Source organism: Runella zeae DSM 19591 (assembly GCF_000423565.1).
Lineage (GTDB): Bacteria > Bacteroidota > Bacteroidia > Cytophagales > Spirosomataceae > Runella > Runella zeae.
Genome location: NZ_KE384036.1, coordinates 275,955 through 301,194 on the forward strand (window position 1 = coordinate 275,955; position 25,240 = coordinate 301,194).

Annotated in this window: 22 protein-coding genes; 11 read left to right on the plus strand and 11 right to left on the minus strand. The window is 42.1% G+C overall.

The window, feature by feature from the left end; genetic code table 11:
- Positions 1–13: 13 nt before the first annotated feature.
- The 4 genes from G563_RS0119675 to radC form a co-directional block, all read right to left on the minus strand.
- Positions 14–643, minus strand: a complete 630-nt coding sequence (locus tag G563_RS0119675) for a gluconate 2-dehydrogenase subunit 3 family protein (protein ID WP_028666809.1) — start codon at positions 641–643, stop codon at positions 14–16.
- Positions 644–989: 346 nt separating this feature from the next.
- Entirely contained in the window at positions 990–1,439 is a 450-nt protein-coding gene (locus G563_RS0119680) for a DinB family protein (protein WP_028666810.1), read from the minus strand.
- A complete protein-coding gene (locus G563_RS0119685; RefSeq protein WP_028666811.1) occupies positions 1,436–2,758 on the minus strand; it encodes an APC family permease in 1,323 nt (440 codons plus the stop codon). The genes G563_RS0119680 and G563_RS0119685 overlap by 4 nt, the downstream gene beginning before the upstream one ends.
- A gap of 82 nt (positions 2,759–2,840) precedes the next feature.
- Positions 2,841–3,545, minus strand: a complete 705-nt coding sequence (gene radC / locus G563_RS0119690) for a RadC family protein (RefSeq protein WP_028666812.1) — start codon at positions 3,543–3,545, stop codon at positions 2,841–2,843.
- Between the two features lie 62 nt (positions 3,546–3,607).
- Between radC and G563_RS0119695 the strand changes: the two genes are divergently transcribed.
- On the plus strand, positions 3,608–4,618 hold the full coding sequence (locus tag G563_RS0119695) for a glycosyltransferase family 2 protein (protein ID WP_037327561.1): 1,011 nt from the start codon (positions 3,608–3,610) through the stop codon (positions 4,616–4,618).
- A 24-nt stretch (positions 4,619–4,642) separates the two neighbouring features.
- On the opposite strand, the gene G563_RS0119700 is transcribed toward G563_RS0119695, so the two are convergent.
- Both G563_RS0119700 and G563_RS0119705 read right to left on the minus strand, forming a co-directional pair.
- Positions 4,643–5,089 (minus strand): GNAT family N-acetyltransferase, encoded by a 447-nt coding sequence (locus G563_RS0119700; RefSeq protein WP_028666814.1) that lies wholly within the window; start codon positions 5,087–5,089, stop codon positions 4,643–4,645.
- Between the two features lie 63 nt (positions 5,090–5,152).
- Positions 5,153–6,220 carry a ferredoxin--NADP reductase gene (locus G563_RS0119705; RefSeq protein WP_028666815.1) on the minus strand — a complete coding sequence of 356 codons (1,068 nt, stop codon included), beginning with the start codon at positions 6,218–6,220 and terminating at the stop codon, positions 5,153–5,155.
- Positions 6,221–6,592: 372 nt separating this feature from the next.
- On the opposite strand from G563_RS0119705, the gene G563_RS0119715 reads away from it, so the two are divergent.
- Positions 6,593–6,919: a HesB/IscA family protein gene (locus G563_RS0119715; RefSeq protein WP_028666816.1), complete on the plus strand. Its 327-nt coding sequence runs from the start codon at positions 6,593–6,595 to the stop codon at positions 6,917–6,919.
- 64 nt (positions 6,920–6,983) lie between these two features.
- Here the strand turns inward: G563_RS0119715 and G563_RS0119720 are convergent, their stop codons facing one another.
- A complete protein-coding gene (locus tag G563_RS0119720; protein WP_037327687.1) occupies positions 6,984–8,336 on the minus strand; it encodes an FAD-binding protein in 1,353 nt (450 codons plus the stop codon).
- A 362-nt stretch (positions 8,337–8,698) separates the two neighbouring features.
- On the opposite strand from G563_RS0119720, the gene G563_RS0119725 reads away from it, so the two are divergent.
- From G563_RS0119725 to lepB, 5 genes are all read left to right on the plus strand, one after another.
- The gene (locus G563_RS0119725; RefSeq protein WP_028666818.1) at positions 8,699–9,502 is read left to right on the plus strand and encodes a ParA family protein; all 804 of its coding nucleotides are present in this window, start codon (positions 8,699–8,701) and stop codon (positions 9,500–9,502) included.
- Positions 9,503–9,618: 116 nt separating this feature from the next.
- Entirely contained in the window at positions 9,619–10,539 is a 921-nt protein-coding gene (locus G563_RS0119730) for a ParB/RepB/Spo0J family partition protein (RefSeq protein WP_028666819.1), read from the plus strand.
- Positions 10,536–11,225, plus strand: a complete 690-nt coding sequence (locus tag G563_RS37145) for a DUF5683 domain-containing protein (protein WP_051211087.1) — start codon at positions 10,536–10,538, stop codon at positions 11,223–11,225. Before G563_RS0119730 ends, G563_RS37145 begins: the two co-directional genes overlap by 4 nt.
- A 71-nt stretch (positions 11,226–11,296) precedes the next feature.
- Entirely contained in the window at positions 11,297–12,016 is a 720-nt protein-coding gene (dapB, locus tag G563_RS0119740) for a 4-hydroxy-tetrahydrodipicolinate reductase (RefSeq protein WP_028666820.1), read from the plus strand.
- Positions 12,017–12,056: 40 nt separating this feature from the next.
- Positions 12,057–13,196 carry a signal peptidase I gene (lepB, locus tag G563_RS0119745; RefSeq protein ID WP_028666821.1) on the plus strand — a complete coding sequence of 380 codons (1,140 nt, stop codon included), beginning with the start codon at positions 12,057–12,059 and terminating at the stop codon, positions 13,194–13,196.
- Positions 13,197–13,340: 144 nt separating this feature from the next.
- On the opposite strand, the gene G563_RS0119750 is transcribed toward lepB, so the two are convergent.
- From G563_RS0119750 to G563_RS0119765, 4 genes are all read right to left on the minus strand, one after another.
- Positions 13,341–14,537 carry an ATP-binding protein gene (locus G563_RS0119750; RefSeq protein WP_028666822.1) on the minus strand — a complete coding sequence of 399 codons (1,197 nt, stop codon included), beginning with the start codon at positions 14,535–14,537 and terminating at the stop codon, positions 13,341–13,343.
- Positions 14,538–14,649: 112 nt separating this feature from the next.
- Entirely contained in the window at positions 14,650–15,600 is a 951-nt protein-coding gene (locus tag G563_RS37150) for an OmpA family protein (protein WP_229598538.1), read from the minus strand.
- Between the two features lie 140 nt (positions 15,601–15,740).
- Positions 15,741–18,782: an AAA family ATPase gene (locus G563_RS0119760; RefSeq protein ID WP_028666823.1), complete on the minus strand. Its 3,042-nt coding sequence runs from the start codon at positions 18,780–18,782 to the stop codon at positions 15,741–15,743.
- A 193-nt stretch (positions 18,783–18,975) separates the two neighbouring features.
- Positions 18,976–20,190 carry an exonuclease SbcCD subunit D C-terminal domain-containing protein gene (locus G563_RS0119765; protein WP_028666824.1) on the minus strand — a complete coding sequence of 405 codons (1,215 nt, stop codon included), beginning with the start codon at positions 20,188–20,190 and terminating at the stop codon, positions 18,976–18,978.
- A 164-nt stretch (positions 20,191–20,354) separates the two neighbouring features.
- Between G563_RS0119765 and serA the strand changes: the two genes are divergently transcribed.
- The 4 genes from serA to G563_RS0119785 all read left to right on the plus strand — a co-directional run bounded on the left by serA (position 20,355) and on the right by G563_RS0119785 (position 25,240).
- On the plus strand, positions 20,355–22,259 hold the full coding sequence (serA, locus tag G563_RS0119770) for a phosphoglycerate dehydrogenase (protein ID WP_028666825.1): 1,905 nt from the start codon (positions 20,355–20,357) through the stop codon (positions 22,257–22,259).
- A gap of 105 nt (positions 22,260–22,364) precedes the next feature.
- Positions 22,365–23,696: a glycosyltransferase family protein gene (locus G563_RS0119775; protein WP_084650919.1), complete on the plus strand. Its 1,332-nt coding sequence runs from the start codon at positions 22,365–22,367 to the stop codon at positions 23,694–23,696.
- 4 nt (positions 23,697–23,700) lie between these two features.
- On the plus strand, positions 23,701–24,510 hold the full coding sequence (gene ispE / locus G563_RS0119780; protein WP_028666827.1) for a 4-(cytidine 5'-diphospho)-2-C-methyl-D-erythritol kinase: 810 nt from the start codon (positions 23,701–23,703) through the stop codon (positions 24,508–24,510).
- A gap of 121 nt (positions 24,511–24,631) precedes the next feature.
- Positions 24,632–25,240, plus strand: a complete 609-nt coding sequence (locus G563_RS0119785; protein ID WP_028666828.1) for a cytochrome c oxidase subunit 3 — start codon at positions 24,632–24,634, stop codon at positions 25,238–25,240.

Genomic DNA, 25,240 nt, shown 5'->3' on the forward strand with positions numbered 1-25,240 from the left:
AAATCTACCTATTTTACAAAGCATATGCTTTTTGACCCGGTTTGAGCGGAATACACCCTTCGTATTTTCCCGGAATAGGTACATAATCAAGCGCTTGCGTAGCACCTTTTTCAGAAGTAAAATACCCAAACAAGGTCAATTCCTTTATCAAACGCCAGAAAGGCGTGCCTTTGATTTTTTTAGAATCTACTACTTCTTTGTCTACATTATCACCTACTTTGACTTGCTGCACGTTGGCATTTTTCATCATTTCGATGGTCTCTTTTTCTACTTGCTTCAAGATAGCCACTTGCTCAGCCGAAGTAGTATCTAAGAATTTTTTGCCGTGGGCTTTGGTAGCCTTTTCGTCCAAATCGGCCAAGCCTTCCAAAAAATTTTGTTGCTCTTGCTCGCGATAACAATCTTTTAGCATTAGCTCGATAAAAGGACCAACTTCAGCGTCTTTGGCTCCGGGAGTAGAAGTACGGGGAATAATGTGCTCTGCTACTTCAGCCACTAAAGCGCGTTGAGTAGACGTAAGGCTGAAATCAGCGCCTATTTTGGGGGAAAGATTCGGCTCTGCACCAAAAGCCATTAAAGACGGCGCCGAAAGAGTCCCACCCATCAAAAGGGCTACTCTCGACAATGCTTCTCTGCGGTTCATGTTCATAGGATAGTCTTTGTAATTTTATTGGGGAGATGTAAAAATACGTTAGAATTATACAATTTTTACTTTTGGCTAACGGTTTTTTAGCGCAAATCGTATAAAAACCATAATACATAAGCTATGATACAAAATAACCTTCTGACAATCAAAGCGTTCTTAAGCATTATTTATGTACTCTCGTTCTCTCCAAAAAAGCTCTGAGTAAAATCGCCCTCTTCATAAACGGAAAAGTACTCTTACCACTATCTTCTCAAGTACCTTTTCAGAAAACCAATCTCAATTTAAAGCATAATAGAGCTTCCAAGTTTCTGAAACTTGGAAGCTCTATTATGCTTTTACGCTTTTACGCTTCATCCAACAATCGGCGATGATAATTTACTTGCCCTAGGTGATACGCCAAATGAGCTACCAAATGAGTAAGGAAATATTCGGTTGAAGTTTTTTTATCAAAGACCAAAATCGGATACTCTTTTTCAAAATCCTCTGCCGATAATCTTGGAAGAACTTCTTTAATCACCTGAATAGTATCATCAAGCTCTTTGAGTAATTTGGTTCTTGGCACATTCTTGTCACTAAACTCCAAAGGCCGGTTGCGTACATAGCCAGTTTTGCCTATTTCGGCGCCGATATAAGTATTCAAATTACCAATCAGATGCAGTACCAAGTTGCCTGCCGAATTGGCGATATTGCCTTCTACTTTCCAGATATTTTCTTCGGATTGATAAGCCCAAAGCTCCTCTTTGAGCTTGTTTAGGTCTCTTTCAAAAAGGGTAATTAAAGTTTGGGTCATCATGATGAGTGAGTATCTCTTTTTCTTTTAAAGTACCAAAAAGCCAAGCCTCCTAATCCCAAAAAGAATAATCCCGCCAAGGCTTGTTCGGGTTTTTCGATGAGGGTATTGACTACCACAAAGGCCGATAAGCCCATGAAAATCAACGGTGTAACAGGATAAGCCAAGGAGCTATAATTGCGCGCTAACTTTTGTTTCCTAAATTTAAAAATGGTAGCCGCCGTCAGGAAGAAAAAAGCGGTATCCACAAATACAACATAGGTGATAAGATTGGAGAATGTTTTCCAAAAAATGAGCAGCAGGATTGTCCAAAAAGACTGGAAAATAATCGCCCAAAAAGGAGTCTGATAACGCGGATGAATCTCGGCAAATTGTTTAAAAAACAAGCCATCTTGCGCCATAGCAAAGTAAATACGAGGTGCCGTCAGAATATAAATACCAATCGTACCCAAGACCGACAATACAATCAAAAAAGAAATAAATTTTGCCCCCCATCCCCACACACTTCCTACGGCTTCGGAAGCTACGCCTTTTGAAGCAGCGATTTGGTCAATAGGAATGAGTTTCAAATACGCAAAATTGACGCTCAAATACGCCAAACAAACAATTCCGATTCCCAACAGCATGGCACGTGGCACCAATCGATTGGCGTCTTTTACCTCGGCTGCAATAAAAGTAGCGTGTTGATACCCCCCATACGAAAACGTAACCCCAATCAAAGCCAAACCAAACGACGATACCAGGGGTAAATTTTCGGCATTGGTACTCCACGAAAAATCAGCAATATCCACCGCATTCATACCTGCTACGAGGCCTATCACTACCACTACAGCAATTCCGATAAGCTTGGCCGAGGTAAAAACTGAGGCAAATACCCCTCCCCACTTCACTCCCAGTACATTCATGAGGGTCAGCAAAGCAATAGTGCCAACGGCCACCACAAGCTGTACCGACTCAGACATAGGAATCAGTTCATTGAGGTAAGAAGTAAAAACCAAAGTAAGTGCCGCCAGAGAGCCTGTGTTAATAACCAGCAGCATCGACCAACTGTATAAAAAAGCAGGAAGCTCGCCAAAAGCTTCCTTCAAAAACACATAAAACCCACCCGCTTTTGGAAAAATAGAAGCAATCTCTGCGAAGGTCAAGGCACCACACAAAGCCACCAAACCGCCCGCCACCCACACCGCAAGCATCCATCCTGTAGTGGGCAAATAGCCCGCAATCTCCGAAGGCGTCCGAAATATCCCTGAGCCAATGCTCGACCCCACGGCAATCATCGTAAGGCTAAAAAGAGTAATTTGTTTTTTAAGTTGATCCGACATGAAGAAAGGTAGATTAAAGAGGCAAGGTAGTTAGGTTTGTTAGTTTTTAAGTCGGTAAAATGTATTATTCAAAACAAGAGTTTTACATCAGGCCTTCATCCATAAAACTAAAATAACCAGTATCCGCAAATATCAAATGGTCTAATACTGGAATATCAAGCAGCTTGCCCGCAGCACATATCCGTCGGGTGAGGTCTTTGTCGGCCTCACTAGGGCGTAGATTGCCAGAGGGGTGATTGTGAGCCAATATCATCCCACTTGCCAAATGTTCTATTGCTGCTTTAAAAATAATTTTAGAATCGGCCACTGTCCCCGACACGCCTCCTTGACTTATTTGCACGGGACGGATGATTTCGTTGGCGCGATTGAGCAGCAATACCCAAAACTCTTCGTGCGCCAAATCCAGCAAATAAGGCCGAAGCTGCTCATAGCAATCTTTCGAACTTGTAATACGAGGTTTGCGTACCACTTCACTTTCCTTGCGCCGGCGGCCCAATTCCAGCGCCGCCATTATCGTAATCCCTTTGGCTTCGCCAATACCTCGTATTTTGGTTAAATCTTTGAGAGAAAGTTTGGCCAATTCGTTTAGGTTATTTCCTGCTTTTTGCAAAATCACTTTGGCCAAATCTACCGCCGACAACTCCACCGTACCCGACCCAATCAAGATTGCAATCAACTCCGCGTCAGAAAGCGCCGCTTTGCCTTTCAACATCAATTTTTCGCGTGGGCGGTCTTCTTCGGCCCAGCTCAGGATTTTTCTAGAAGATAAGTAATCGTCGTTTGTCATGGTATTTCATAGGTGTCGTTCGGGGTAAAAATACTAACTTGCTGCCGAAATCAAAGCAAATCATGCGCAAATACAGCATCATTATTCCTGTTTATAACCGTCCCGATGAGCTAGCTGAGCTACTGACTTGCCTAGCAAAGCAGACTTTCAAAAATTTTGAGGTTATCATTGTAGAAGATGGCTCACGCATCAAATGCGACCAAGTAGTGACTTCTTTTGCGAAAACACTTGAAATTTATTATTTCTACAAGGAAAATGGCGGGCAAGGTTTTGCCAGAAACTATGGGTTTGAACGTGCCAAAGGAGATTATTTCATTTTGCTAGATTCAGATGCTTTATTAGAACCCAACTATCTCCAAATCGTCGACACCCGACTCAACACCCAGTATGTAGACTTATACGGCGGCCCCGACACCGACCACCCAAGTTTTACGCCTATCCAAAAAGCCATCAGTTATTCGATGACATCTCTTTTTACAACAGGGGGAATCAGGGGTAAAAAAAACAATCTTGGTGGCACTTTTCACCCCAGAAGTTTCAACATGGGTCTGTCGCGGGAGGTTTGGAAACGTACAGGTGGATTTCAAATCAGCCGCATGGGCGAAGATATCATTTTTAGCATATCGGCTCTTACGCTTGGTTTCAAGTCGGCGTTGATTCCAGAAGCTTTTATTTATCACAAACGCCGTACAGGATTTGGGGCTTTTTTTCGCCAATTAAAATTCTTCGGACGCGCCCGTATCAACATTGGTCGGTTTTATCCCAAAGAATTAAAACTAGTACACGCTTTTCCGTTGCTTTTCACCCTTGGCTGCGTGAGTATTCCTTTCTTAGGGTTGATTCACCCTTGGCTTTTGTATGCAGGAATTGGCTTCTTGGCCTTGTATGTCAGCCTGCTTTTTGTAGATGCTACCCGCCAATCTGGCAGCGTGCAAGTAGGAGTCTTAAGTATCTGTGCGGCCTTTGTACAATTGTTTGGCTACGGTATTGGTTTTTTGCAAGAAGGTATCCGACGACTCTTTGAACCTAAAACCTATCGCGAAACAGGCGCAGCCGTAGAATACCCCTCATAGGGATGCTCTACGACTTAATATTCTCTATAAATCTAATACTGCCGAACACAAATCTATACCCGGTGCCCAGTAATCCGACTGCTGCCCGACTAGTTTGAAGCCAAATTTTTCGTAAAAACCAAACGAATGTTGTGAGGTCTCAACCATGATTGTCTTGGCTTGTCCCGAAGCCTTGATTTTGTCGATACGATAAACCGCCAAGGCTTTCCCTACACCAGTCCCCTGAGAATCGGGATGTAAAAAAGCCCATGACAAGCCTCCTTGCTGATCAGACTCACGAATCCAGTAGCCACCGCCGCCCACAATCTGCCCTCCTACTACGGCCACGACATAGTCGTCGCCAAATAAGTCTAAATATTCTAAAAAATCGCCGAGTTCTTCGGGTGCAAAATATTTTGGGGTATTCAACATAAAAATCTCTTCCAAAATAGTGCGGTCGCTCAACTCATAAGGGCGTATTACAATTTCCATGGTATATGCTTGAATCGTTCAATCAAAAAAAAGGCAAAAAAAGTGCCAACCTAGGGCTTTCACTTATTCTATTTCTATCACTACGTCTTTTGAAAGAGGGTGCGCCACACAAGTTAGAATGTACCCAGCCGCCAATTCCGATTTAGTAAGTCCGTCGTCTTCGTCCAGATGGACCTTACCAGAGATACACTTACCCATACAAGCCGTACACATTCCTGCTTGGCACGAATAGGGCAAATCTATGTCCAATTCCAAAGCAGCCTCCAAGACGGTTTGATGAGGCTCTACCGTAAATTTATATTCTGAGCCTTCATACAACACGGTCACTTCTTGGGCCTTCAGACTGCCATCATCCTCTTGCTCTGTCACCTCTCCGTGGGTAGTATGAGAGGTGATAAAACTTTCTTTATGAATCAAATCAGGATTTACTTTCAAAATCGCTAAAGCACTCTTGGCTTCCTCCATCAGACCTTCAGGGCCACATAGATAATATTCGGCTTGATTTGGTTGTAAATCAGAGATTCCCTCCAAAAATTTCAGAATTTGGGATTGGTTCAAACGGCCCGCCGCGCCTTGCCATTCTCCCAGCGGTTGACTCAATATATGTTTTATTTCAAAACGCCCCGCAAATTGTGCTCCTAATTCTTCCAATTTGTCTCTAAATATGATACTGTTTTCGTGGCGATTACCATACAATAAAATCACTCGGCTTTCGGCTTCAACTTTCAGAATAGACTTAGCCATCGAAATCAACGGTGTAATACCACTACCCGCTCCTATCAATACCACCGTACGCGCATTGCGAGCATCAGGCTGCACCATAAAATGCCCCATAGGCTCCATTACTTCGATAAAATCACCTTCTTTGATGTTGTCAATCAGCCAATTAGAGACCAGCCCTCCGGGCACGCGCTTTACCGTTACGGCGGGAGCAGTATCCATGTGAGGTGAACTACACATCGAATACGACCGTCTTATTTTTTGTCCTTCTGGACTCACAATCAACGTCAGAAACTGCCCTGGATGGTACTTAATCATTTCACTTAAAGGATGCCAAAACGAAATAGTAACGGCTTCTGGCGTTTCCTTGATTACTTCTTTTACCTTGAGATGATAATATTTGACAGACATGCTTTTGTAGATATATACTCTTATGTTTTCTAACCGACAAAGGTACGATTTGTTTTCTAACTCAGTCTTTCTTCCGAAAAAACCAAGCCAACCGACTCTTATAATGAAACTTTTGAAAGAAGGGTTTGGTTTTATAGATAGCTATTTATTGAAACAAAACATCCGTTTATTCACTCATAGTTTTGAAACAATTACTTAGGCAATAAGCAGTAGGCATTCTTTACGAGATTTTTAGAGAATCATACCAGAGACTTGTTAAGGATGCAAAAGCTTTTTTAATAAAAACTTTATTGCTTACGGCGTAAAGCCTATTGCTAAGTAGTTATATTCTGAAAACTATCAGCTATAAACATTAAAATATAACTCATCGCAATGGTAACGGTAACTGACAAAGCCAAAGACAAAATTTTGGAACTTCGCCAAGTAGAAGGCAAAACGGACGAAAACCATATTCGGGTAGGGGTGGTAGGTGGTGGCTGCTCAGGGTTGATGTACAACCTTGAGTTTGATAGCTCAAAACTACCCACTGATATGGAGTTTGAAGACAAAGGCATTAAAATCGTCGTTGACAAAAAAAGTATTCTTTATTTGGCAGGGACTGTATTGGACTTCTCAGACGGGCTCAATGGCAAAGGGTTTCAGTTTGTGAACCCCAACGCTACTCGTACATGTGGCTGTGGCGAAAGTTTCGCGGTATAGGTACAACATAATTGAAAACAAAAAATAAAGCGTCTTGCCCATATGGGTGCAAGACGCTTTATTTTTAAGCCTGACTTTCTCCAAAAAGATTCAGGTCTATAAATTCATTCCTAAATTTTTCTTCGGGGTCGTGTTTGGCCATCAGGTTTTTAAAATCAGCTAGTTTTTGGATGCGAGATTGAAGCACTGATGGTTTGAGGCGAAAGAGTTTTCCCCAGTGAGGACGAGGCTCATAAGGTGCCAATGCTTCTTCAATAAGAGGGAGCAATTGGGTTACTTCTTCTACTTCTTGCTTCCATGTAAAGTGAAAAGCTACACATGTTTTTTTGTAAAAAGGACTCATCCACAAATCATCTTCGGCAATAGCCCTGATTTCGGTGATTAGCAAATGAGGCGAGACTTTTTCGTGTAATTTTTCGATAGCAAGCAATCCCGCATAAGCATGTTCAAAAGCCACAAAATATTCAGATTGCAACTCTTTGCCACTGCTTGGCGTAAATCCCATTTTAAAATGAGGCATCCGTTCGTACCATGGCCCTTCTACCCCCATTTGTTCGGTGCAGTTTACGGCATCTAGCGCTTCGATAGGGTGAAGATGCTTGGTAGCCAATGTAGCACCAAAAAATTCGGGAGCTACTTCTTTCATCTCTTCGGCTTTGCTTTTAATCCATACTTCGCTGATGTTTTGGCGGGTCCAATCCGTAAACAAACTCACGCTGTATCCACTCGACATGATCCGCTCAAAATCTTTCTCAAGCGCACTCATAGGCATATTTTGGTATACGACTTGCTTCATTTTAAAAGTAGGTTGCAAGGCAAGGGTCATTTTGGTGACAATTCCCAATGCTCCTAAGCCTACGACTGCGCCCAAAAACTCATCTCCGTCTTTTTCACGCGAGAGATTCACGATTTCGCCTTTGCCGTTGACCATTTCTAGGGCAACCACTCCCGTAGCCAAGCTGCCATTTCGCAGTCCCGAGCCATGGGTAGATGTAGCGCACGCACCGGCCACCGAAATATGAGGCAAAGAAGCCAAGTTGTGCAGGGCATAGCCATTATCATCTAGATATTTACAAAGCTCCCCATACTTGATACCCGCCTCTACCGTGACAGTATTGTTGTCTTTATCAAGCGATAAGATTTTGTTGAAAGCCGCCGTAGAAATCTGGTTTTCGGGACTATCAGCGATGGTGTTGAAGCAGTGCTTAGTACCGAGTCCACGCACTTTTTTATATTTTTTGATAAGCTCTTGAAGCTCACTCACGCTTTGCGGAGTGTATAAATTGTCGGTGCTGTAGGTGAGATTACCAGCCCAATTGGTGCGAGGGGTGGCCTTTTCTTTACAGGCCATGAGATTGGATAGCATACTTCCAGTAATCAGAACGGATGAGGTTTTAAGAAAAGTTCGCTTATTCATAAGTAGTTTCATTTTTCAACCAACAGATACTCATTTAATCCTTAAATCTTTCAGCATCACAATGTTGTTTTAAGAAGATGAGTGAAAGCATATGCCTATTAATCAAAAATTTAATCATTTCTTAAAAAGAGGAATAAAGGAGTATAATTAAGAGTTTAGTACAATAAAAGTAAGGAATACTACCGTAAAATCTCCTCTTTTGTTTGGATAAATAGCCAGATATAGGTCTTGTGGCTTTTATCTAACTTCGTGGGGATTTGGTATTTATTAAAGTTTCGTGAAACATTTAACAAATTTTACGTGGAACATTTTGGGTTATTCCGAATAAAGACGGATATTTGAAGGCGATAAACCTAACAACAATGGGCAAAATCATAGCTATAGCCAATCAAAAAGGCGGCGTTGGAAAAACAACCACTGCAATCAACTTAGCGGCAAGTTTGGCAGTATTGGACTATAAAACTTTAATTGTAGACGCTGACCCTCAGGCAAATTCAACCTCAGGATTGGGTTTCAACCCCAAAGAAATTGAGTACAGTATCTATGAGTGTATGGTAGAGGGGGTGATTCCTCAAGATGCCATCGTAGAAACTACTTTTGAGAATTTGTATTTGCTTCCTTCCCACATCGACTTGGTAGGTGCGGAGATTGAGATGATCAATCTCAAAAATCGCGAAGAGAAAATGAAGGAAGCATTACGCCCTATCAAAGATGATTATGACTTTGTGGTGATTGACTGCTCACCTTCTTTGGGCTTGATTACTATCAACAGCCTCACCGCCGCCGACTCGGTGATTGTACCTGTACAGTGCGAATATTTTGCCTTGGAAGGTCTCGGAAAGCTCCTTAATACCATCAAGATTATTCAGACACGTCTCAATACCAACTTGGCAATTGAGGGTATTTTACTTACCATGTACGATATGCGGGTTCGTCTATCCAATCAAGTGGTAAACGAAGTAACGGCTCATTTTAAACACATGGTATTCAATACCATCATCCCGCGCAATGTACGCCTGAGCGAATCTCCTAGCTATGGCGTACCTACCATCGCCCAAGATTCAGACAGCAAGGGGGCGATTAGTTATCTAAATTTGGCTCGGGAGATTTTGAGCAAAAACGGGCTGCTCGAACAAGACGAACAAATCGTCCGAAAGAGTCACTAGTTTCAAGTAGGCTTTTTGGTTAATAGCCGATTTTTTAAAAATGATTTTCAGTAGTTGAGATAGACGAATTTTAGAGCTATCTAAAATTCGCATAATCTATAAACATTCAATATGACATGGAAAATATCGGAAAAGTTGCTCCAAAAAAAATGACTGGTTTGGGACGAGGCTTAGGGGCATTGCTCCATGATAGCGACAACGTAAATCGCTCTACTCGCCCTTCTCCTTACGAAAACGTGAGCATGATGACCGAGATTCACGTCGAGCAGATAGATACCAACCCCTATCAGCCCCGTACTCGTTTTGATGAAGATGCCCTCAACGAACTAGCCGAATCGATTCGTGTTCAAGGGATTATTCAGCCGATTACGGTACGTCAGATTGGGCGCGACCGCTATCAGTTGATTTCGGGGGAGCGACGTTTACAAGCGTCGAAGCTTGCCGGCCTTACCCATATTCCTACTTATATCCGTACCGCCAACGATCAGCAAATGCTGGAAATGGCCCTTATCGAAAACATCCAACGCGAAAACCTTAATGCCATAGAAATTGCGCTAAGTTATCAACGTTTGATTTCGGATTGTGGCCTTAAGCAAGAAGAACTAGGCGAGCGCGTAGGCAAAAATCGAACTACAGTCAACAATTACATTCGCCTCTTAAAACTCCCTCCAATGATACAGGCATCTTTGCGTGATGACCAAATCACAATGGGACACGCACGGGCGATTATCAATATCGAAAACCCTGAAGTACAACTCAAAATCTTCCGTAAAACTATCGAAGAGGCGTGGTCGGTTCGTAAGGTAGAAGAAGCAGTACAAGCCCTCAAACTCAACAACGAAGACACCAATAGCAAAGATCGCCGCCCTACTGCATTGAAGCAGGAGATACGTTCGTTACAGTTCAAACTTTCGTCTTATTTTGGGGCCAAAGTCTCAATCAAAACGGATGACAAACAAAAAGGAGAAATCAAAATCCCCTTTACCTCGCAAGATGAGCTAGACCGTATCTTAAAAGTGCTAAAATTTGAGTCTTGAAAAAGCTAAGTATTCTCATAGGTTTGCTGTGGCTAGGGATAGGAGCATGGGGAGTGAAGGCACAGCAAATCACTACTGATTCTTTGGCAAAGCGACTCTCCAAAATAGCGGCGGTAGCAGATACGATGCGCTCAGATACGCTCCAAACAAAAGCCCTCAAAAGTGCTATAGCCAAAGCTGAAACGCCAAAATCTACCACTAAACATAGCCCTCGCAAGGCTGCGTTGTATTCATTGGTAGCTCCCGGGCTTGGCCAAGCTTATAACAAGCAGTACTGGAAAATGCCCTTTGTCTATGCGGGTTTTGGAACGGTTATATTCTTTATCAGATATTATGACATACGTTATAAGGATTTTTTAGGTCCTTATAAGGCCAGTTACAATCCCGAAACAGGAGCTCAGCTACGTACAGAAGCGGAAGTTTATCTTCGAGGTCAGAAAATAACCCGTACTTTAACGCTTGATCGAATTACTCAAGGAAAAGAGTTTTATCGCCGCTACAGAGATCTTAATTATATTCTTCTGGCAGCCGTATGGGCACTCAATGCAGTAGAAGCCAATGTAGCAGCTCACCTCAAAACCTTCGATATGTCAGAAGATATATCGCTACGTTTTCAGCCCGATGCTAGTTACAATCAGTTTACGGGTGGGGTTGTTGGCGCAAAATTAGTGATTGGAATTAAGTAAATTACCACTTGTATTTGGTTTAGATAGGAAGCTATCACATATTTTATCATCATCTTTTCAGTACATTTATAATGAATATTCTTCTGCTTGGCTATGGCAAAATGGGAAAAGTAATCGAGCAAATCGCCCTGAGCCGTGGTCACCAAATCGTGGGTAGAATTGATGTCTCCAATCGCCACGAATTAGATACATTTAATCGCGAAAATGTCGATGCTGTCATTGAATTTAGTGCTCCAGAAGCCGCTTACCAAAACCTCAAATGGTGTATGAGCAAAGGGCTTCCTACCGTATGTGGTACTACGGGATGGCTGCATCATCGCCCTGAAATTGAAGAGCTTTGCCTCCAACACAAGGCCGCTTTTTTTTATGCTTCTAATTACAGCATTGGCGTCAATCTTTTTTTTCGTTTGAACAAATACCTCGCCCGCCTCATCGGCAATTACCCTCAGTACAATGTTCACACGACCGAGATTCACCATATTCACAAACTTGACGCCCCTAGCGGCACGGCAATTACGCTAGCTGAAGGGCTTATTGAAAACCTGCCTACCAAAACCGAGTGGATTAACCAATCCGAAGTTGCCGAAAATCAAATCCCAATTGTATCTTTGCGCGAAGGTGAAGTTCCTGGAACCCACATCATTCGGTACGATTCTGAAGTAGATAGTATCGAAATTCAGCACGTAGCCCATAGCCGTCAAGGATTTGCCCTGGGCGCCGTAGTAGCTGCTGAATGGCTATCTACCCGTCAAGGTGTTTTTGGTATGGACGATATGCTAGGAGAAGGATAATTCGCTATTTGTTAGTCGTTAATAAAAAAGAATTTTATTTATGTCAAAACCCAAACCTAAAAAGTCGGCCTTTAGAGAGTGGCTCGATTCGATTGTATTTGCCGTAGTAGCAGCTACACTTATTCGTTGGCTATTTCTCGAAGCCTATACTATTCCTTCTTCTTCGATGGAAAAAAGCCTCTTAATCGGCGATTTTCTGTTTGTAAGTAAACTCCACTATGGGGCACGTACCCCCGGCACTCCCCTGCAAGTCCCGCTTACCCACCAAACCATTTGGGGAACCAATATTCCTTCTTTCTCTACGCTCATCCAGCTTCCGATGTATCGCCTACCGGGCTTCTCTGATGTGAAGCGCAACGACGTAGTGGTGTTCAATTATCCGGGTGACCCTGATGAGCCTTTCGAAGACCCACTTCAAGGAAATGGCGGCTACAAGGCTTTTCCAGTAGACTTGCGTACCAACTTCATCAAACGTTGTATCGGAGTGGCAGGAGATGTGATTGAAATCAAAAAAGCAGTAGTATATGTCAATGGGAAAGAAGCCGAAATTCCTCCCAAAGCTCAATTCTTTTACCGCTTAGAATCCAACGATTTGTTGGATGACCGGTTTTTTGAAAATGAAGATATTCAAGCTTATAGTGCTTATCCAGCCGACTCGATTACTACAAGCAAATACGTTTATCAAATCCGTACAACTCCGCAGATTGTGGATGGATTAAAAAAACATAGTTTTATCAAAAGTGTAACCCACGAGAGTCCTTATACGCCTACAAGTACCGAAAATGGGCTTTTTCCGGTCTCGGCCAAACAAAACCTTGACTATTGGGGGCCAGTACAAGTCCCCAAAGAAGGACTCACAGTCCAGCTTGACTCGGCCAATGTCGCTAAATACGCTAATGTAATTAAGTATTTTGATCATAACGACGCCGATAAAGTAGTGATTGCCAATGGAAAAATAAGCATCGACGGCAAAGCCATTACTAGCTATACTTTCAAGCAAGATTATTATTTTATGATGGGCGACAACCGCTACGAATCGGCAGATTCTCGTTTTTGGGGATTTGTACCCGCCGACCACATTGTAGGCAAAGCGGTGTTTATTTGGATGTCGATAGATCCCAATCCCAAATCAGTTCTTAATAAAATCCGTTGGAATCGACTCTTTAGACTTATCCATTAAGTGTTCATTGCTAATTGGCATTTAGACTGATGTATTTGTTTCGATTAAATTGAGTTCAAAACAATAGAGTGGTAAAACCTGAAAATACAGTTTTTACCACTCTATTGTTTTTCATTACGGGACCAAGCTCCGCATCTTCAGTTTTTAATACAAAAATCCAAACAACCACATTGGTACCACGTTGGTATAACCCATCTCAATGTTGTCTTTGACTACCCAAGCATCGGATAATCCACTGATTTGCTTCTTTTTTTTGTTTTTTCCTCCCACCTCCAAGATAAATTTATTGTTTACTATAAAATCTCCTTGGTCGGCCAAAAACAAATGATGTCCCGCGTTACTCAATTGATTAGCGATGAAGGTTTCCCGCAAAGTACCCTCGTTGGGATTTTGCCCCAATACATAATTAAAATTGGTGTTTTCTAGTACAATTTTATCAGGTTTTTGCAGCATAGATGTGCCATGCCCTTCTTTATGGATGTTACGAATAATAGCCCCTTGCTCTAGATGTTGTAGCCACATCAGTACTGTATTACGACTTACTTGCAAGGTGGTGGCTAACTCTTGAATATTGGGAATGTAGGGAACTGCATCGGCCAAAATTCCTAACAAACGACGGATTTTGGATTGGTGAGAGGCTGAATAGTCATGTAAAAAAGCCAAATCAAATCCTAGTACAGCATCAATCAAACGAAAAGTTCGAGTGCTATATTCCTGAGCAGAGGTGGTTTGAATACCCAAAGGCAGATAACCTGTCTGTAGGTATTTTTTGAAATAAACCAATGGGCTTTCCAATCGTTCCATGATTTGCATGGCTAACAGTTGGTGATTAGTGAGTAATTGGTGGAGCGAAAAAACGGGAAAATCAGCAATTTGATATAGCGACAAGTATTCACGAAAAGACATCCCATGAAGGGTAAAACTCAAAGCTCTCCGACTCAAATCAGCCTCACCTCGGTAAATATCTAAGGCCGAAGAAGCTGTAAATAAAACCCGCATGGTAGGGAGACCATCATAGATATTTTTTAACTCTGACGACCAATTAGCGTATTTGTGTACTTCATCAATGACCAACAGCCGTCCTCCTTGCTTATGCCATTCTTCGGCGGTTTCGAGCAGAGAATGCTGATAAAACCAAGGGTAATCGGCCGTGATATACAGGGAAGTAGCTAATGACTGGGTTTTGAGGTATTGCAAAAGCAGGGTTGTTTTGCCTACACCTCGGATACCTCTAATCCCCACCAAACGACTCTCAAAGGGAACTTGCTCATAGAGATACCTCTTAAATTCGACAGGGATATTTTGTAGAATATTGTTTTGAAATAAAAACAGTTTTTCCATTTTTTGTTTTCATTAGAAAACGAAATTAATAAAACTATGTTTCTAGTACAAAACTATTTTTTACTCCATTTGTCTTTATCATTACAATAAAACCCAAAAGCTTCGATAAGCTTTAATTTTCCAAAACCACTACTTCTACTCGCCTATTTTTCTTTCGTTCTTCTTCTTTGAGGTTTGTTGTCAAAGGCCGAGTTTGACCATAGCCTCGGTATTTTAGTCGTTTCGCATCAATTCCTTTTTCGGTAAGATAGCTATACACTACTTTAGCACGGTTTTCTGATAAAGCAAGGTTGAGGCGAGCATCACCAATGCGGTCGGTATGCCCGCTAATTTCTATCTTGAGATTGGGGTTTTGTTTCAAAACCTCCGTCAGTTCATCCAACTGTGTATATGATTCGGGTTTTAAGACGTAGCTACTTTGGTCAAAATATATCTTTTCTAAGTTGATTTTTGTCCCTGTTACTAGATTCTCAAAAATATTTTCTTGTTTTTCTGGTAATAAATCATTCTTCTGAGTGGTCTCTGCCCCTAGGGTAGGCTTATCCAAAACCGCTGCACTTACCAGTTTATCTCCAAACGAGCCTATATTTTGTACTTCCTTTTTGACTGATGCTGTCGCCTGCGTTTCTCTCGTAAGATTGGCCGTACAATTGAAACTCCGATTGTCTTCTCCTAATTCTATATTTTCATCTTCTAGGGCTTTTATGTATCCTTCTGATATTACTTCCACTCTCAAAATAGACCCTTTGCTAATCGTAAATCTAAACAAATTGTTTTCTGTACTCACTCCCTCAAAAGACTCACCAGCATCGGTTGTAATCCTAAAAATTGCTTTTACCAGTTTGTTGGTCTGCCGGTCAAACGCCCTACAAGTAATAATATTGACGGGCCTTTTGCTTCCTGTAATCGCTATCTGCATAGAAGGCGGCAATTCTAGCAGTTCTTTTCCAAAGTTATTTTGGGTCAGGTTCAGAGGAGTAGCAATATGTGTTTCGGATAAAGGATCAGCAAGAGGAGAACTCAATTGAGGAATCGAAAATTCGCTAGCAGATTGAGTGGGCACGGTATTTTGACTCCATACCATATACGGTATAAAGCTAACTATAGCCACAAACAAAAAAGCCCGAAAACGCATGAAGGTAAAAATAGCCGGAACAGTAATCGATTAGGTTTGGCCCAATATACAACATCTATTCGTGTTTTTCAACCCACAATTTCCATGGTACTAAGTCCGTTGGCATTCTTAAAAAGGCGAATTTGGGTTCCTATCCGCTCTTTGAGTGCTTCTACGTGCGAAATTATGCCGATTGTTTTCTGACTTTCGGACTGCAACCGCTCCAACATACTCAAAGCCATATCGAGCGAATCGGGGTCGAGTGTTCCGAAGCCTTCATCAATAAAAAGGCTCTCAATACTTACATTTTGTGAGGCCAAGTCTGATAAAGCCAACGCCAACGCCAAACTCAAGGTGAAGGTTTCTCCTCCCGAAAGCGTATTGACGGCCCGTTGGGCATTGCCTTGATAAGTGTCTATTACAAAAAGACTATCGGTATCTTCTTTGGGTTTATCTAAAATATAACGGTCTGAAAGATGACGCAGACGTTGATTTGCCAAACCGATGAGGTTGGAAAGGGTCAGATTTTGGGCAAAATTGCTGAATTTATTACCTTCTTTATCACCAATGTAGCGATTGAGCAAATCCCATTTACGTCGCTGCTGTCGTAGTTGCTCAAGCTCAGTTTGCAAGCCCGCAAATTTTAATTTTTGTTGGGCATGATTATTTAAAGCAGCTGATATTTCCGACGCTTCTTTCAGATACTGATTGCGTAGGTCAAGGCAAGACTTTAGCTTAAAATCTACCTCTTCGTCCGAAAAAGCAGTTTGGCGCAGCTGTACGGCTGCCAATAGCTCCTGGGCCCAAGACTTATGATTTATCGAAAGTTCTTTATCTTTGTCTTCCAGCTCTTTACGCGTATTTTTAAGCTTTTCTACTTCTTGGCTTGATAGCAATAGCTCATTGGCAACCGCAATACTCGCGATACCTTTGGCTTGCAATTGTTGGGTCAACGAAGCCTCCAAACCTTTCATGGTCTCCGTCTCGGTTTTGAGTGCTTCGCTAATCTCAGAATATTGTTTTTGGGAAATTAGCAGCGTCGTTTGAGCTTGGGTAAAAACCTCCTTCAACCGCTGTGTATCTTTTCGGATGTCTAGTCCCAAGTAGCGATTTTGCTTTTGTTGCTCTTTTTCTATTTTCTTGATACGCAACTCAAACAATTGGGCATATTGGAGTAACAAACGCTGAATCATATCTTCCAATTCTTTGATTTTCAACCAATTATCGATAATTAATTGGCGTTCTTGCAATTGTTTTTTTACATCTGCCAATTGCTCAAGGGTTGTTTTAGGGGGCAAAGCCATTCCTTCCAACATCTTTTCACATTCGGCATTGGCATCTTTGTAAGCTTCACGCAACTTATCCAAATCCCCCTCAGCTTTTGCCTTTAAAGCCTCCGATTTGCTGATTTCAGTCGCTAAGTTTTTGAGTTGAGAATCTATCTCTCGGTATTCTTTTTCCAATAAATCCAACTCCACCTGAACCTCCGACAACGCACTGACATAGGCATGAACATAAGGATGATGCGTAGAGCCGCAAAGAGGACATTCTTCTCCATTTTGCAGGGCATTGCGAAGGTCTTCTAAATTAAACTTTTGTTGTTCTTTTTCTTTTTTCTGTTGTAGCTCTTTTAGTTTCAGTTCTGCTTGTTGGAGGGCTTGTTGGAGTTGTGCCGCCTTGGGTTTGTTTTCTTGTAAGTACTGTGCGTTTTCAGCCAGTATATTTTTTTGTTCTTGCCCTCTCATCATCAACTCATGACGATAGCCTAGCTTTGCCGAAAGCTCAATCAGCGTTTTTTCTTGAGCACTAAGGAAAGTAAGTTCATTTTTTGCATCAAAATTTGGCGCAAAAAGGCTCAATTCCTTTTGATTTTCAAGGCTTTTCTGCCGAAGATTTTCATAAGTATCATCGAGTTTTTCGAGCATCAATCCCTTCACCCAAGGGTGCGAAGCCCCCGCAGCGTCTTGTTTGATAGACCCAAAAACAGGTCGGATTTCGACATTTAGATTTTCTATTTCTTTTTCTAAATTTAAAATCTCACTTTCAAAAGCAGTCAGTTTTTCTACCAAATTCTCGACCGTCACTTCCTGCCGAATCAAAGCTTGGGTTTGGGTCAGCGTCTCTGCAATGCTTTTTTGTTGAAGGGCAATTTGCTGATTGGTATTTTGTAATCTTCCTTCCAAACCTACCACTTGATTTTTTTGTGCTTTGAGCGTAGCTAGATCGCCTATCCACTCGCTTACTTGCTCATGCTGCTGAAGTCGCTGCGCTTGTAGTTCAAAAGCTTCTTTTTGTTGCGCTAGGGCTTTTTTTTCGGTCTCGGCTTTTTCAATTTTTTGTTGAAGGTCAAAACATCTAAGCAGGGTATTTTTTTCTTTTTCCCAAAATTTCAAATCATCATCGGCCTGTTTTCGCTGCGTTTCGGCAATTCCTCCGGCTTTTTCCAATTGTGCTACTTCTTCTTCCGAAAGCATCGAGACGAGTTGCAGTTCTTTTTCTTTCAGGTCAAGTTTTTCTTTCCATTGTTTATCTTTCAAAAAAGCGGCACTACCGAGCTGCCGATAAATATGTTGCCCTGTAATATCCTCAAGAAGTTTGGCGCGGTCATGGGCTTTGGCCTTTAGAAATTCGGCAAAACTCCCCTGCGCCAATACAATCGACTTCACAAATTGCTCATAACTCAAGCCAATCAGCTCTTCATTTTTTCTGGGAAAATTTGACAAACCTTTGATGTCTAACAAGTTACCAGAAGGCAATTCGGCAATTTCCATTTGATAATTGTTCCAATTACCGTTGCGATTGCGGGCAATACTCCACCGTGACCGATACTGCCGTCCTTTTACTTCGTACTCTACCTCGGCGTAGGCTTCAGCCTTGGGTTCGTCGGCGGCTTTAAGGTTGACAATAGAGCCTAGCTTTTCGATTTCGGTCTTTGAAATTCCCCCAAAACGCGGAATTTCGTTGTACAAAGCCAAGGTAATAATGTCGAGTAAAGTAGATTTTCCGGCGCCCGTAGGCCCCGAAATGATAAACAAGCCCGAAATAGCCAGCGGATTTATGGAAAAATCGACGCAGCAAGGCTCACCATAAAATGAATTAATATTTTTGAAACGGGTACGAAGTATTTTCATTCAACAGGTACATTTGAAAATTGAAAATGAGGTAATTGCTACAGCAAATCGCTTAAAAATTCCTACGGACTATCATACACTTACCTGTCATTTTCAAATTATTGGATTAGCACTTTGACAACAGTGCTAATGTCTATTAACAAACAATTTGATTATCAAATCGTTAACAAAACTTTCAATTTAAATCGCCCCCTCAATCATGCTCATTCATTTCTTGCCACATCTCTTCAAAAGCTTCTACCAACAAGCTTTGGGTTTCTTGGTCTAGGTTTTCGGCCACCAGACGCTTCAAAAATACGTCTTTGGGGGTTAGGTCTTGAATAGAAGTACCTGTCATGAAAAGCTCATCAGCACCGCGAGTGCGGTTTTCAAATGACAAACGCGGCTTAATAATCTGAAAAGGAGCTTTGTCAAACTCCTGCAACAGATAATTGAAATACATTTCTTTTTGAGGGTCAGCAAAAGGCTCTGTTACGTGTACTTCTACAAAAGACGACAAAGAAGCTGAAAAAGAATAGGCTTTCAAGGCCGCCTCTACCTCGTCAAGTGTACCATTGAAGCACCTCAACTCTCGAAATGTGGGCACGGCCAAAGCCTCTACTTGGGTGATGTGCGCATTATCAAGGGTCAGTTCTAATACGTATTTGGTATCATTGCGCTCACTGAAACTAAGGGCAATCGGCGAGCCCGAATAACGAATCATTTCGGAGGTACCCATCCGTTGCGGCCGATGAATATGCCCCAAAGCTACGTAATCAAAACCTTCAGGAAAAAACTCCGCCGAAAAAGCAGCTTCCCCCCCAATGACGTGAATATCCCGCTCACTTTCCGACACCGAAGCTCCATTGACATACAAATGCCCCATCGCAATGGAAGGGAGGTTTTTGAACTGACTTGTTTTGAGGTCTATTAGCTTTTCATAATGCCCGCGTATGCCTTGCCGCAAGGCCGATAATCGGTCTTCGTATCCTTCCCCACTGACCGATTTTCGGAGGTCGGCTTCACGCAAGTAAGGCACCGCAGCCACTACTACTTCTCCTTTGGGAGTATGGATATGCAAAAGCTCATCACCAAGATTTTCCAAAGCACTTCCTACCACTTTGATATTCAGAAACTTAAGCAATTCTCGGGGTGCATTGAGTACTCCGGGCGAGTCGTGATTTCCGCCCGTCACAATCACTTGACAATCCGTCCCAATCAATTTTTTAAGAAAGCCATAATACTGAGCTAAGGCCAGGTTGGAAGGATGGGCGGTATCAAAAATATCACCCGAAATCAACAGTAAATCAATGCTACGCTGCTGAATGGTATCAGAAAGCCACTCCAAAAAAAACCGCTGGTCTTCTTCGAGACTGTATTTATGAAGTTGTTTGCCCAAATGCCAATCGGCGGTATGAAGAATTTTCATGCTCATTTTGTCAGTTTTGGCTGTTTTTGAGGTTGAAAACCTAAGGTCGTCTATCCAATTTTAGATAACATTGCAAAAATGCCAAAAAGGAACGGTAAATTTGCACGTTCAAATGCAAATAACTCAGTATCACCCACCGATAAAAATTCTAAAATTACCGCTCAATGCTTACCAACACGCTTGAACAGACCTACTATGTCATTGACTTCGACAGCACTTTTACGCAAGTTGAGGGCTTAGACGAGTTGGCAAATATTGCCCTTGCTGGCAATCCCAACCGCGAAAAAATTGTGCAACAAATCAGAGACTTGACCGAAAAAGGCATGAACGGTGAGATGTCGTTTGCCGAGGGGTTGCGTAGTCGCGTGAGCCTTTTGCAAGCCAATCGCTCTCATATCGACGCGCTCGTTGATTTTTTACGCACCAAAATATCCGACTCTTTCATTCGCAACCGCACTTTTTTGAAAGATTATGCCGATACTATTTTGATTGTATCGAGTGGTTTCAAAGAATTTATTGTGCCTATCGTTACGGAGCTTGGGCTCAAAGAAGAAAACGTGTATGCCAATACTTTTCGTTTTGATGAAGAAGGAAACATCATCGGCCTTGACGACGACAACGTGCTTTCGCAAGACAAGGGCAAAGTGAAGCTCCTTCAATCACTACAGCTAGAAGGTGATGTGTGCGCTATCGGCGATGGCTACACCGACTACGAGTTACGCGAATCAGGCGTGGCGCAGCACTTCTATGCTTTCACCGAAAATGTCGAACGTGAAAATGTGACCAAAGTAGCCGACTATGTAGTTCCTTCGCTGGATGATTTTCTGTTTCTGAAAAATCTTCCTCGTTCACAATCTTACCCCAAGAGCCGCATCAAGGTATTGCTACTCGAAAACGTACACCCAGTGGCACGCCAAGCTTTTGAAGATGAAGGCTTCAATGTCGAATTTGTGAAAGGAGCGATGGATGAAGACGAACTCATCGAAAAAATCAAAGACGTGACCATTTTAGGAATCCGTTCCAAAACAATGGTGACACGTAGAGTTCTTGAAAATGCACCTCGGTTGATTGCGATTGGGGCTTTTTGTATCGGTACCAACCAAATCGATTTGAAAACCGCCACCGAAAATGGTGTTGCGGTCTTCAATGCTCCGTATAGCAATACCCGCTCGGTGGTAGAATTGGCCGTGGGTGAGATGATTATGCTCATTCGGAATGTATTCCCGAAAAGCAGCGGAATGCACGCTGGTAAATGGGATAAGTCGGCCAACAATAGCTTCGAGGTACGCGGCAAAAAACTAGGATTGGTAGGCTACGGCCACATTGGCACGCAGCTGTCGGTGATTGGAGAAGCCTTGGGAATGGAAGTTTATTTTTATGATGTGGTTGACAAAATGCCCATCGGAAATGCCAAAAAACTCAAGTCTCTTGATGAACTTTTGCAAATTTCCGATGTGTTGAGCCTTCATATTGATGGTCGCAAAGACAACAAGAATGTCATCGGCAAGCGGGAGTTTGAGTTGATGAAAGACGGGGTGGTATTTCTCAACCTTGCTCGCGGCCACGTAGTGGATGTAGAAGCCCTCGTAGAAGCCCTCAAAAGTGGTAAAGTATCGGGAGCAGGCGTGGATGTGTTTCCGTACGAACCCAAAACCAACAAAGAGACTTTTGAAAGTGAGCTGCGCGGCTTCCCGAACGTTATCCTGACGCCGCACATTGGCGGTAGCACTGAAGAAGCCCAAGAAGGTATTGGTCACTATGTACCTGAGCGCCTGCTCGAATACATCAACAATGGTAGCACTACAGGAAGTGTCAACTTCCCTGAAGTACAGTTGCCCCTCCTCAAAGGCTCGCACCGACTGTTGCACGTTCACCGCAATGTACCGGGTATTTTGGCCAAACTCAACAATATCTTTGCGCGTTATAATGTCAATATCACTGGTCAATACCTCAAAACCAATGAGCAGATTGGGTATGTTATCATGGACGTAGCCCGTAGCTATGCCGAAGGTTTTATCCAAGAAATCAAAGAAATGGAAGAAACCATTAAGTTCAGAATGCTCTACTAATCAAACGTTTAGACCTGCACTCTACTTAAATTTTATATTGTCGAAAGGAGCGGAAGTATCATTAAGAAACAACCGCTCCTTTTCATCTTTGCCAAATCAGCAATTATGCTTCGTTATTTCTCCCGCGAAAAAACCCTTTTTCATTTATTAATAGCAGGGTGTGTACTCCGAATCATGGTCTTTTTGGTCATGAATGCCTCCAATCCCGATCAGCATCACGAGGTACTGCGGTTTATCAAAGAATTTCATCGATTGCCTCGCATCCGTGAATTGTTTTTGGCAACTCACCCTCCCTTTTATTATCTGGTAGCCTTGCCATTTTATTGGTTTGACGACCCCGTTTCGTTGAAACTTACGCAGCTTTTATCACTCCTGATTGGTACCTTTAATCTGTATTTGATTTATAAATTACACCAAAAGCTAGTGGCTGATGTTTTGGTGAGAAACTTAGCTTTTTTGATAGCAGCCTTCAACCCTACCTTTTTGGCTTATTCGCTTTATGTCTCCAACGACACCATGGCTTTTTTGATGGGGACGGGCATTTTGTATTTGATTTATCTTTATGTCAACAATCCCACTAGCCAAACCGAGATTTTTCTGGCCATAGCGACAGGACTTGCATTGCTTACCAAAACCACTTTTTTGCCTTTTATTCCGTTGGTGGTATTAGTAGTGCTGCTTATGCGCTGGAAATCAAGCCCCGCCAAAGCCGATGTGGTGATTAGTTTAGTAGCCTTTGTCTCCATTGTTTTCTTTTTGGGAAGCTACAAATTCATCGAAAACAAACACTATGAGCATAAGTTTTTCCTTCATAATCTGGACTTTTTTCCGCTCAATCACCAAGCTACTTATAAAGGCATCGAAAATTTTATCAATTTCAATCTCTGGGATTTGGTTACATTTCCGGGCGAATTCAACGACGACCATGCCACTCGATACGCCTATTTTCTGACGTTTTATGCTACTTTTTGGTATAAGCATATCGACTTCGAAAACAACCTCAACCTCGGCAATTATACGAGCTTCAAATACATAGGAAGTCTTATTTACATTTTTGGGTTATTGCCTACGCTTACTTTTTTTGGAGGTTTTTTCATCAAAATCAAAGATAGCATCCTTACCGTTTGGGATATATTGTGGGGAAAGGGCTTTTCATCGACCGGTTTATATCAAGTTTTTTTGACCGCCGTTTTTACGCTCAGTTTCTTAGCCGTTTTTGGGGCAGGTATCAAGTACGATGGCTGGTCCTTTTTTCATGGGCGCTTTTTAGGGCACGTCATGGTCGCTTTATTGTTTATCATGGCGGTTGGTTTTAGTTATCTCAAAAAACTCAATACGCCTCTGTTCAATATTTCCGCTTATAGTTTAATCATTGCCTCGTCTTTACACGTCGTTTACTTTGTGGTAGAGTCGGTATGGGAGGTGATTGGAGGTTAAAAAGATGATTACATTTCCTAATGCCAAAATCAACATTGGCTTACACATTACCGAAAAACGAGCCGATGGTTTTCACAATCTAGAGTCGTGTTTTTATCCAGTAGCATGGGCTGATGTATTAGAGGCAGTTCCAGCGGCAGATTTTAGTTTTAGCTCTTCGGGAATTGCCATCCCCGGCGATGCTACTAAAAACCTATGTGTGAAGGCCTATCAGCTTCTAAAACAAGACTTTGATTTGCCTCCTTTGGCTACGCATTTACTCAAAATCGTACCCATAGGAGCCGGCATGGGAGGAGGCTCTTCGGATGCGGCCTTTATGCTCAAAATGCTTAACGATATCGGCAACTGTGGGTTGTCAACAGCCGAACTAGAGCAATATGCCCGTCAGCTTGGGAGCGATTGTGCTTTCTTTATCCAAAATCGGCCACAATATTGCTACGAAAAAGGTGACCAATTTGCCGATATTTCCTTGAATCTGAAAGGCAAATACATCGTACTGGTTTATCCCAATTTCGCTATTTCTACCGCTGAAGCTTATGCAGGCGTAAAACCTCAATTGCCAGAAGTAAATTTGTTAGAAACATTGCAACGCCCAATGCAAGAATGGCGTCATAGTATAAATAATGACTTTGAGGCTGGGCTTTTTCCAAAATATCCTATTTTATCCCAAATCAAAGAAAAAATGTACGAATACGGAGCAATTTATGCAAGCATGACTGGTTCGGGTTCGACAATTTATGGTATTTTTGACAAACCAATACATTTACAGAACAATTTCCCCTCTTCCACTGTTTGGCAAGGAGAATGCCTGTAAATAATCACACTTGAGAGGGTGATTACGTACCCAATTTGCTCATCCATCAACAAGCATATTTCATCAAGTGAATTAATTGTTTGCGTTCGCCCATTAAAAAGTAAGCGTAAGAAAAACTTCGATGAACACCGTAAAAAAACAAAATCCACTCACTAAAAGGCGCGAACCTTTCAATTTTATGCTTTGGATAGGCATAGGCAGCAGTGTTTTGGTATTTACTATACTTTTGGCGGTGTATGTGATTCGAAAAGCCAACGGAGTGTATTGGACTGATGTACCGTTGCCAGGGCTTTTTTGGGTAAGTACATTGGCTATCATGGTCAGTAGCTTTACTTTACACCTAGCCAATCGAAGTTTCCAATCCGACCGCTATCCCCAATTTCGATTATATTTAGGAGCTACTTTATCGCTTGGGGTATTGTTTGTAATGCTACAGTTGTGGGGTTGGTATCAGCTCATTGAAGCAGGAATTTCGACTTTGCGCAATCCGTCGGTAGGTTTTATTTATTTACTCTCAGGTCTTCATATTTTACACATTGCGCTGGGTATCACTACCTTGTGTTGGCTGGTATTTCACTCTCTCAAAAATATCACTTATGTAGATGCCTTTGTATTTAGTGTCAACCCACCCAATCAGCTCAAATTTAAGCTCATCTCTATTTACTGGCATTTTGTGGATATTCTGTGGTTGTATTTGTTCGCATTTTTGCTTTATCACCACGGATTTTAG

What these genes read in the sequence shown, in the direction of transcription:
- G563_RS0119675 (WP_028666809.1), bottom strand. Translation starts at nt 643, where the DNA reads ATGAACCGCAGAGAAGCATTGTCGAGAGTAGCCCTTTTGATGGGTGGG.
- G563_RS0119680 (WP_028666810.1), bottom strand. Translation starts at nt 1,439, where the DNA reads ATGATGACCCAAACTTTAATTACCCTTTTTGAAAGAGACCTAAACAAG.
- G563_RS0119685 (WP_028666811.1), bottom strand. Translation starts at nt 2,758, where the DNA reads ATGTCGGATCAACTTAAAAAACAAATTACTCTTTTTAGCCTTACGATG.
- radC (WP_028666812.1), bottom strand. Translation starts at nt 3,545, where the DNA reads ATGACAAACGACGATTACTTATCTTCTAGAAAAATCCTGAGCTGGGCC.
- G563_RS0119695 (WP_037327561.1), top strand. Translation starts at nt 3,608, where the DNA reads ATGCGCAAATACAGCATCATTATTCCTGTTTATAACCGTCCCGATGAG.
- G563_RS0119700 (WP_028666814.1), bottom strand. Translation starts at nt 5,089, where the DNA reads ATGGAAATTGTAATACGCCCTTATGAGTTGAGCGACCGCACTATTTTG.
- G563_RS0119705 (WP_028666815.1), bottom strand. Translation starts at nt 6,220, where the DNA reads ATGTCTGTCAAATATTATCATCTCAAGGTAAAAGAAGTAATCAAGGAA.
- G563_RS0119715 (WP_028666816.1), top strand. Translation starts at nt 6,593, where the DNA reads ATGGTAACGGTAACTGACAAAGCCAAAGACAAAATTTTGGAACTTCGC.
- G563_RS0119720 (WP_037327687.1), bottom strand. Translation starts at nt 8,336, where the DNA reads ATGAATAAGCGAACTTTTCTTAAAACCTCATCCGTTCTGATTACTGGA.
- G563_RS0119725 (WP_028666818.1), top strand. Translation starts at nt 8,699, where the DNA reads ATGGGCAAAATCATAGCTATAGCCAATCAAAAAGGCGGCGTTGGAAAA.
- G563_RS0119730 (WP_028666819.1), top strand. Translation starts at nt 9,619, where the DNA reads ATGGAAAATATCGGAAAAGTTGCTCCAAAAAAAATGACTGGTTTGGGA.
- dapB (WP_028666820.1), top strand. Translation starts at nt 11,297, where the DNA reads ATGAATATTCTTCTGCTTGGCTATGGCAAAATGGGAAAAGTAATCGAG.
- lepB (WP_028666821.1), top strand. Translation starts at nt 12,057, where the DNA reads ATGTCAAAACCCAAACCTAAAAAGTCGGCCTTTAGAGAGTGGCTCGAT.
- G563_RS0119750 (WP_028666822.1), bottom strand. Translation starts at nt 14,537, where the DNA reads ATGGAAAAACTGTTTTTATTTCAAAACAATATTCTACAAAATATCCCT.
- G563_RS0119760 (WP_028666823.1), bottom strand. Translation starts at nt 18,782, where the DNA reads ATGAAAATACTTCGTACCCGTTTCAAAAATATTAATTCATTTTATGGT.
- G563_RS0119765 (WP_028666824.1), bottom strand. Translation starts at nt 20,190, where the DNA reads ATGAAAATTCTTCATACCGCCGATTGGCATTTGGGCAAACAACTTCAT.
- serA (WP_028666825.1), top strand. Translation starts at nt 20,355, where the DNA reads ATGCTTACCAACACGCTTGAACAGACCTACTATGTCATTGACTTCGAC.
- G563_RS0119775 (WP_084650919.1), top strand. Translation starts at nt 22,365, where the DNA reads ATGCTTCGTTATTTCTCCCGCGAAAAAACCCTTTTTCATTTATTAATA.
- ispE (WP_028666827.1), top strand. Translation starts at nt 23,701, where the DNA reads ATGATTACATTTCCTAATGCCAAAATCAACATTGGCTTACACATTACC.
- G563_RS0119785 (WP_028666828.1), top strand. Translation starts at nt 24,632, where the DNA reads ATGAACACCGTAAAAAAACAAAATCCACTCACTAAAAGGCGCGAACCT.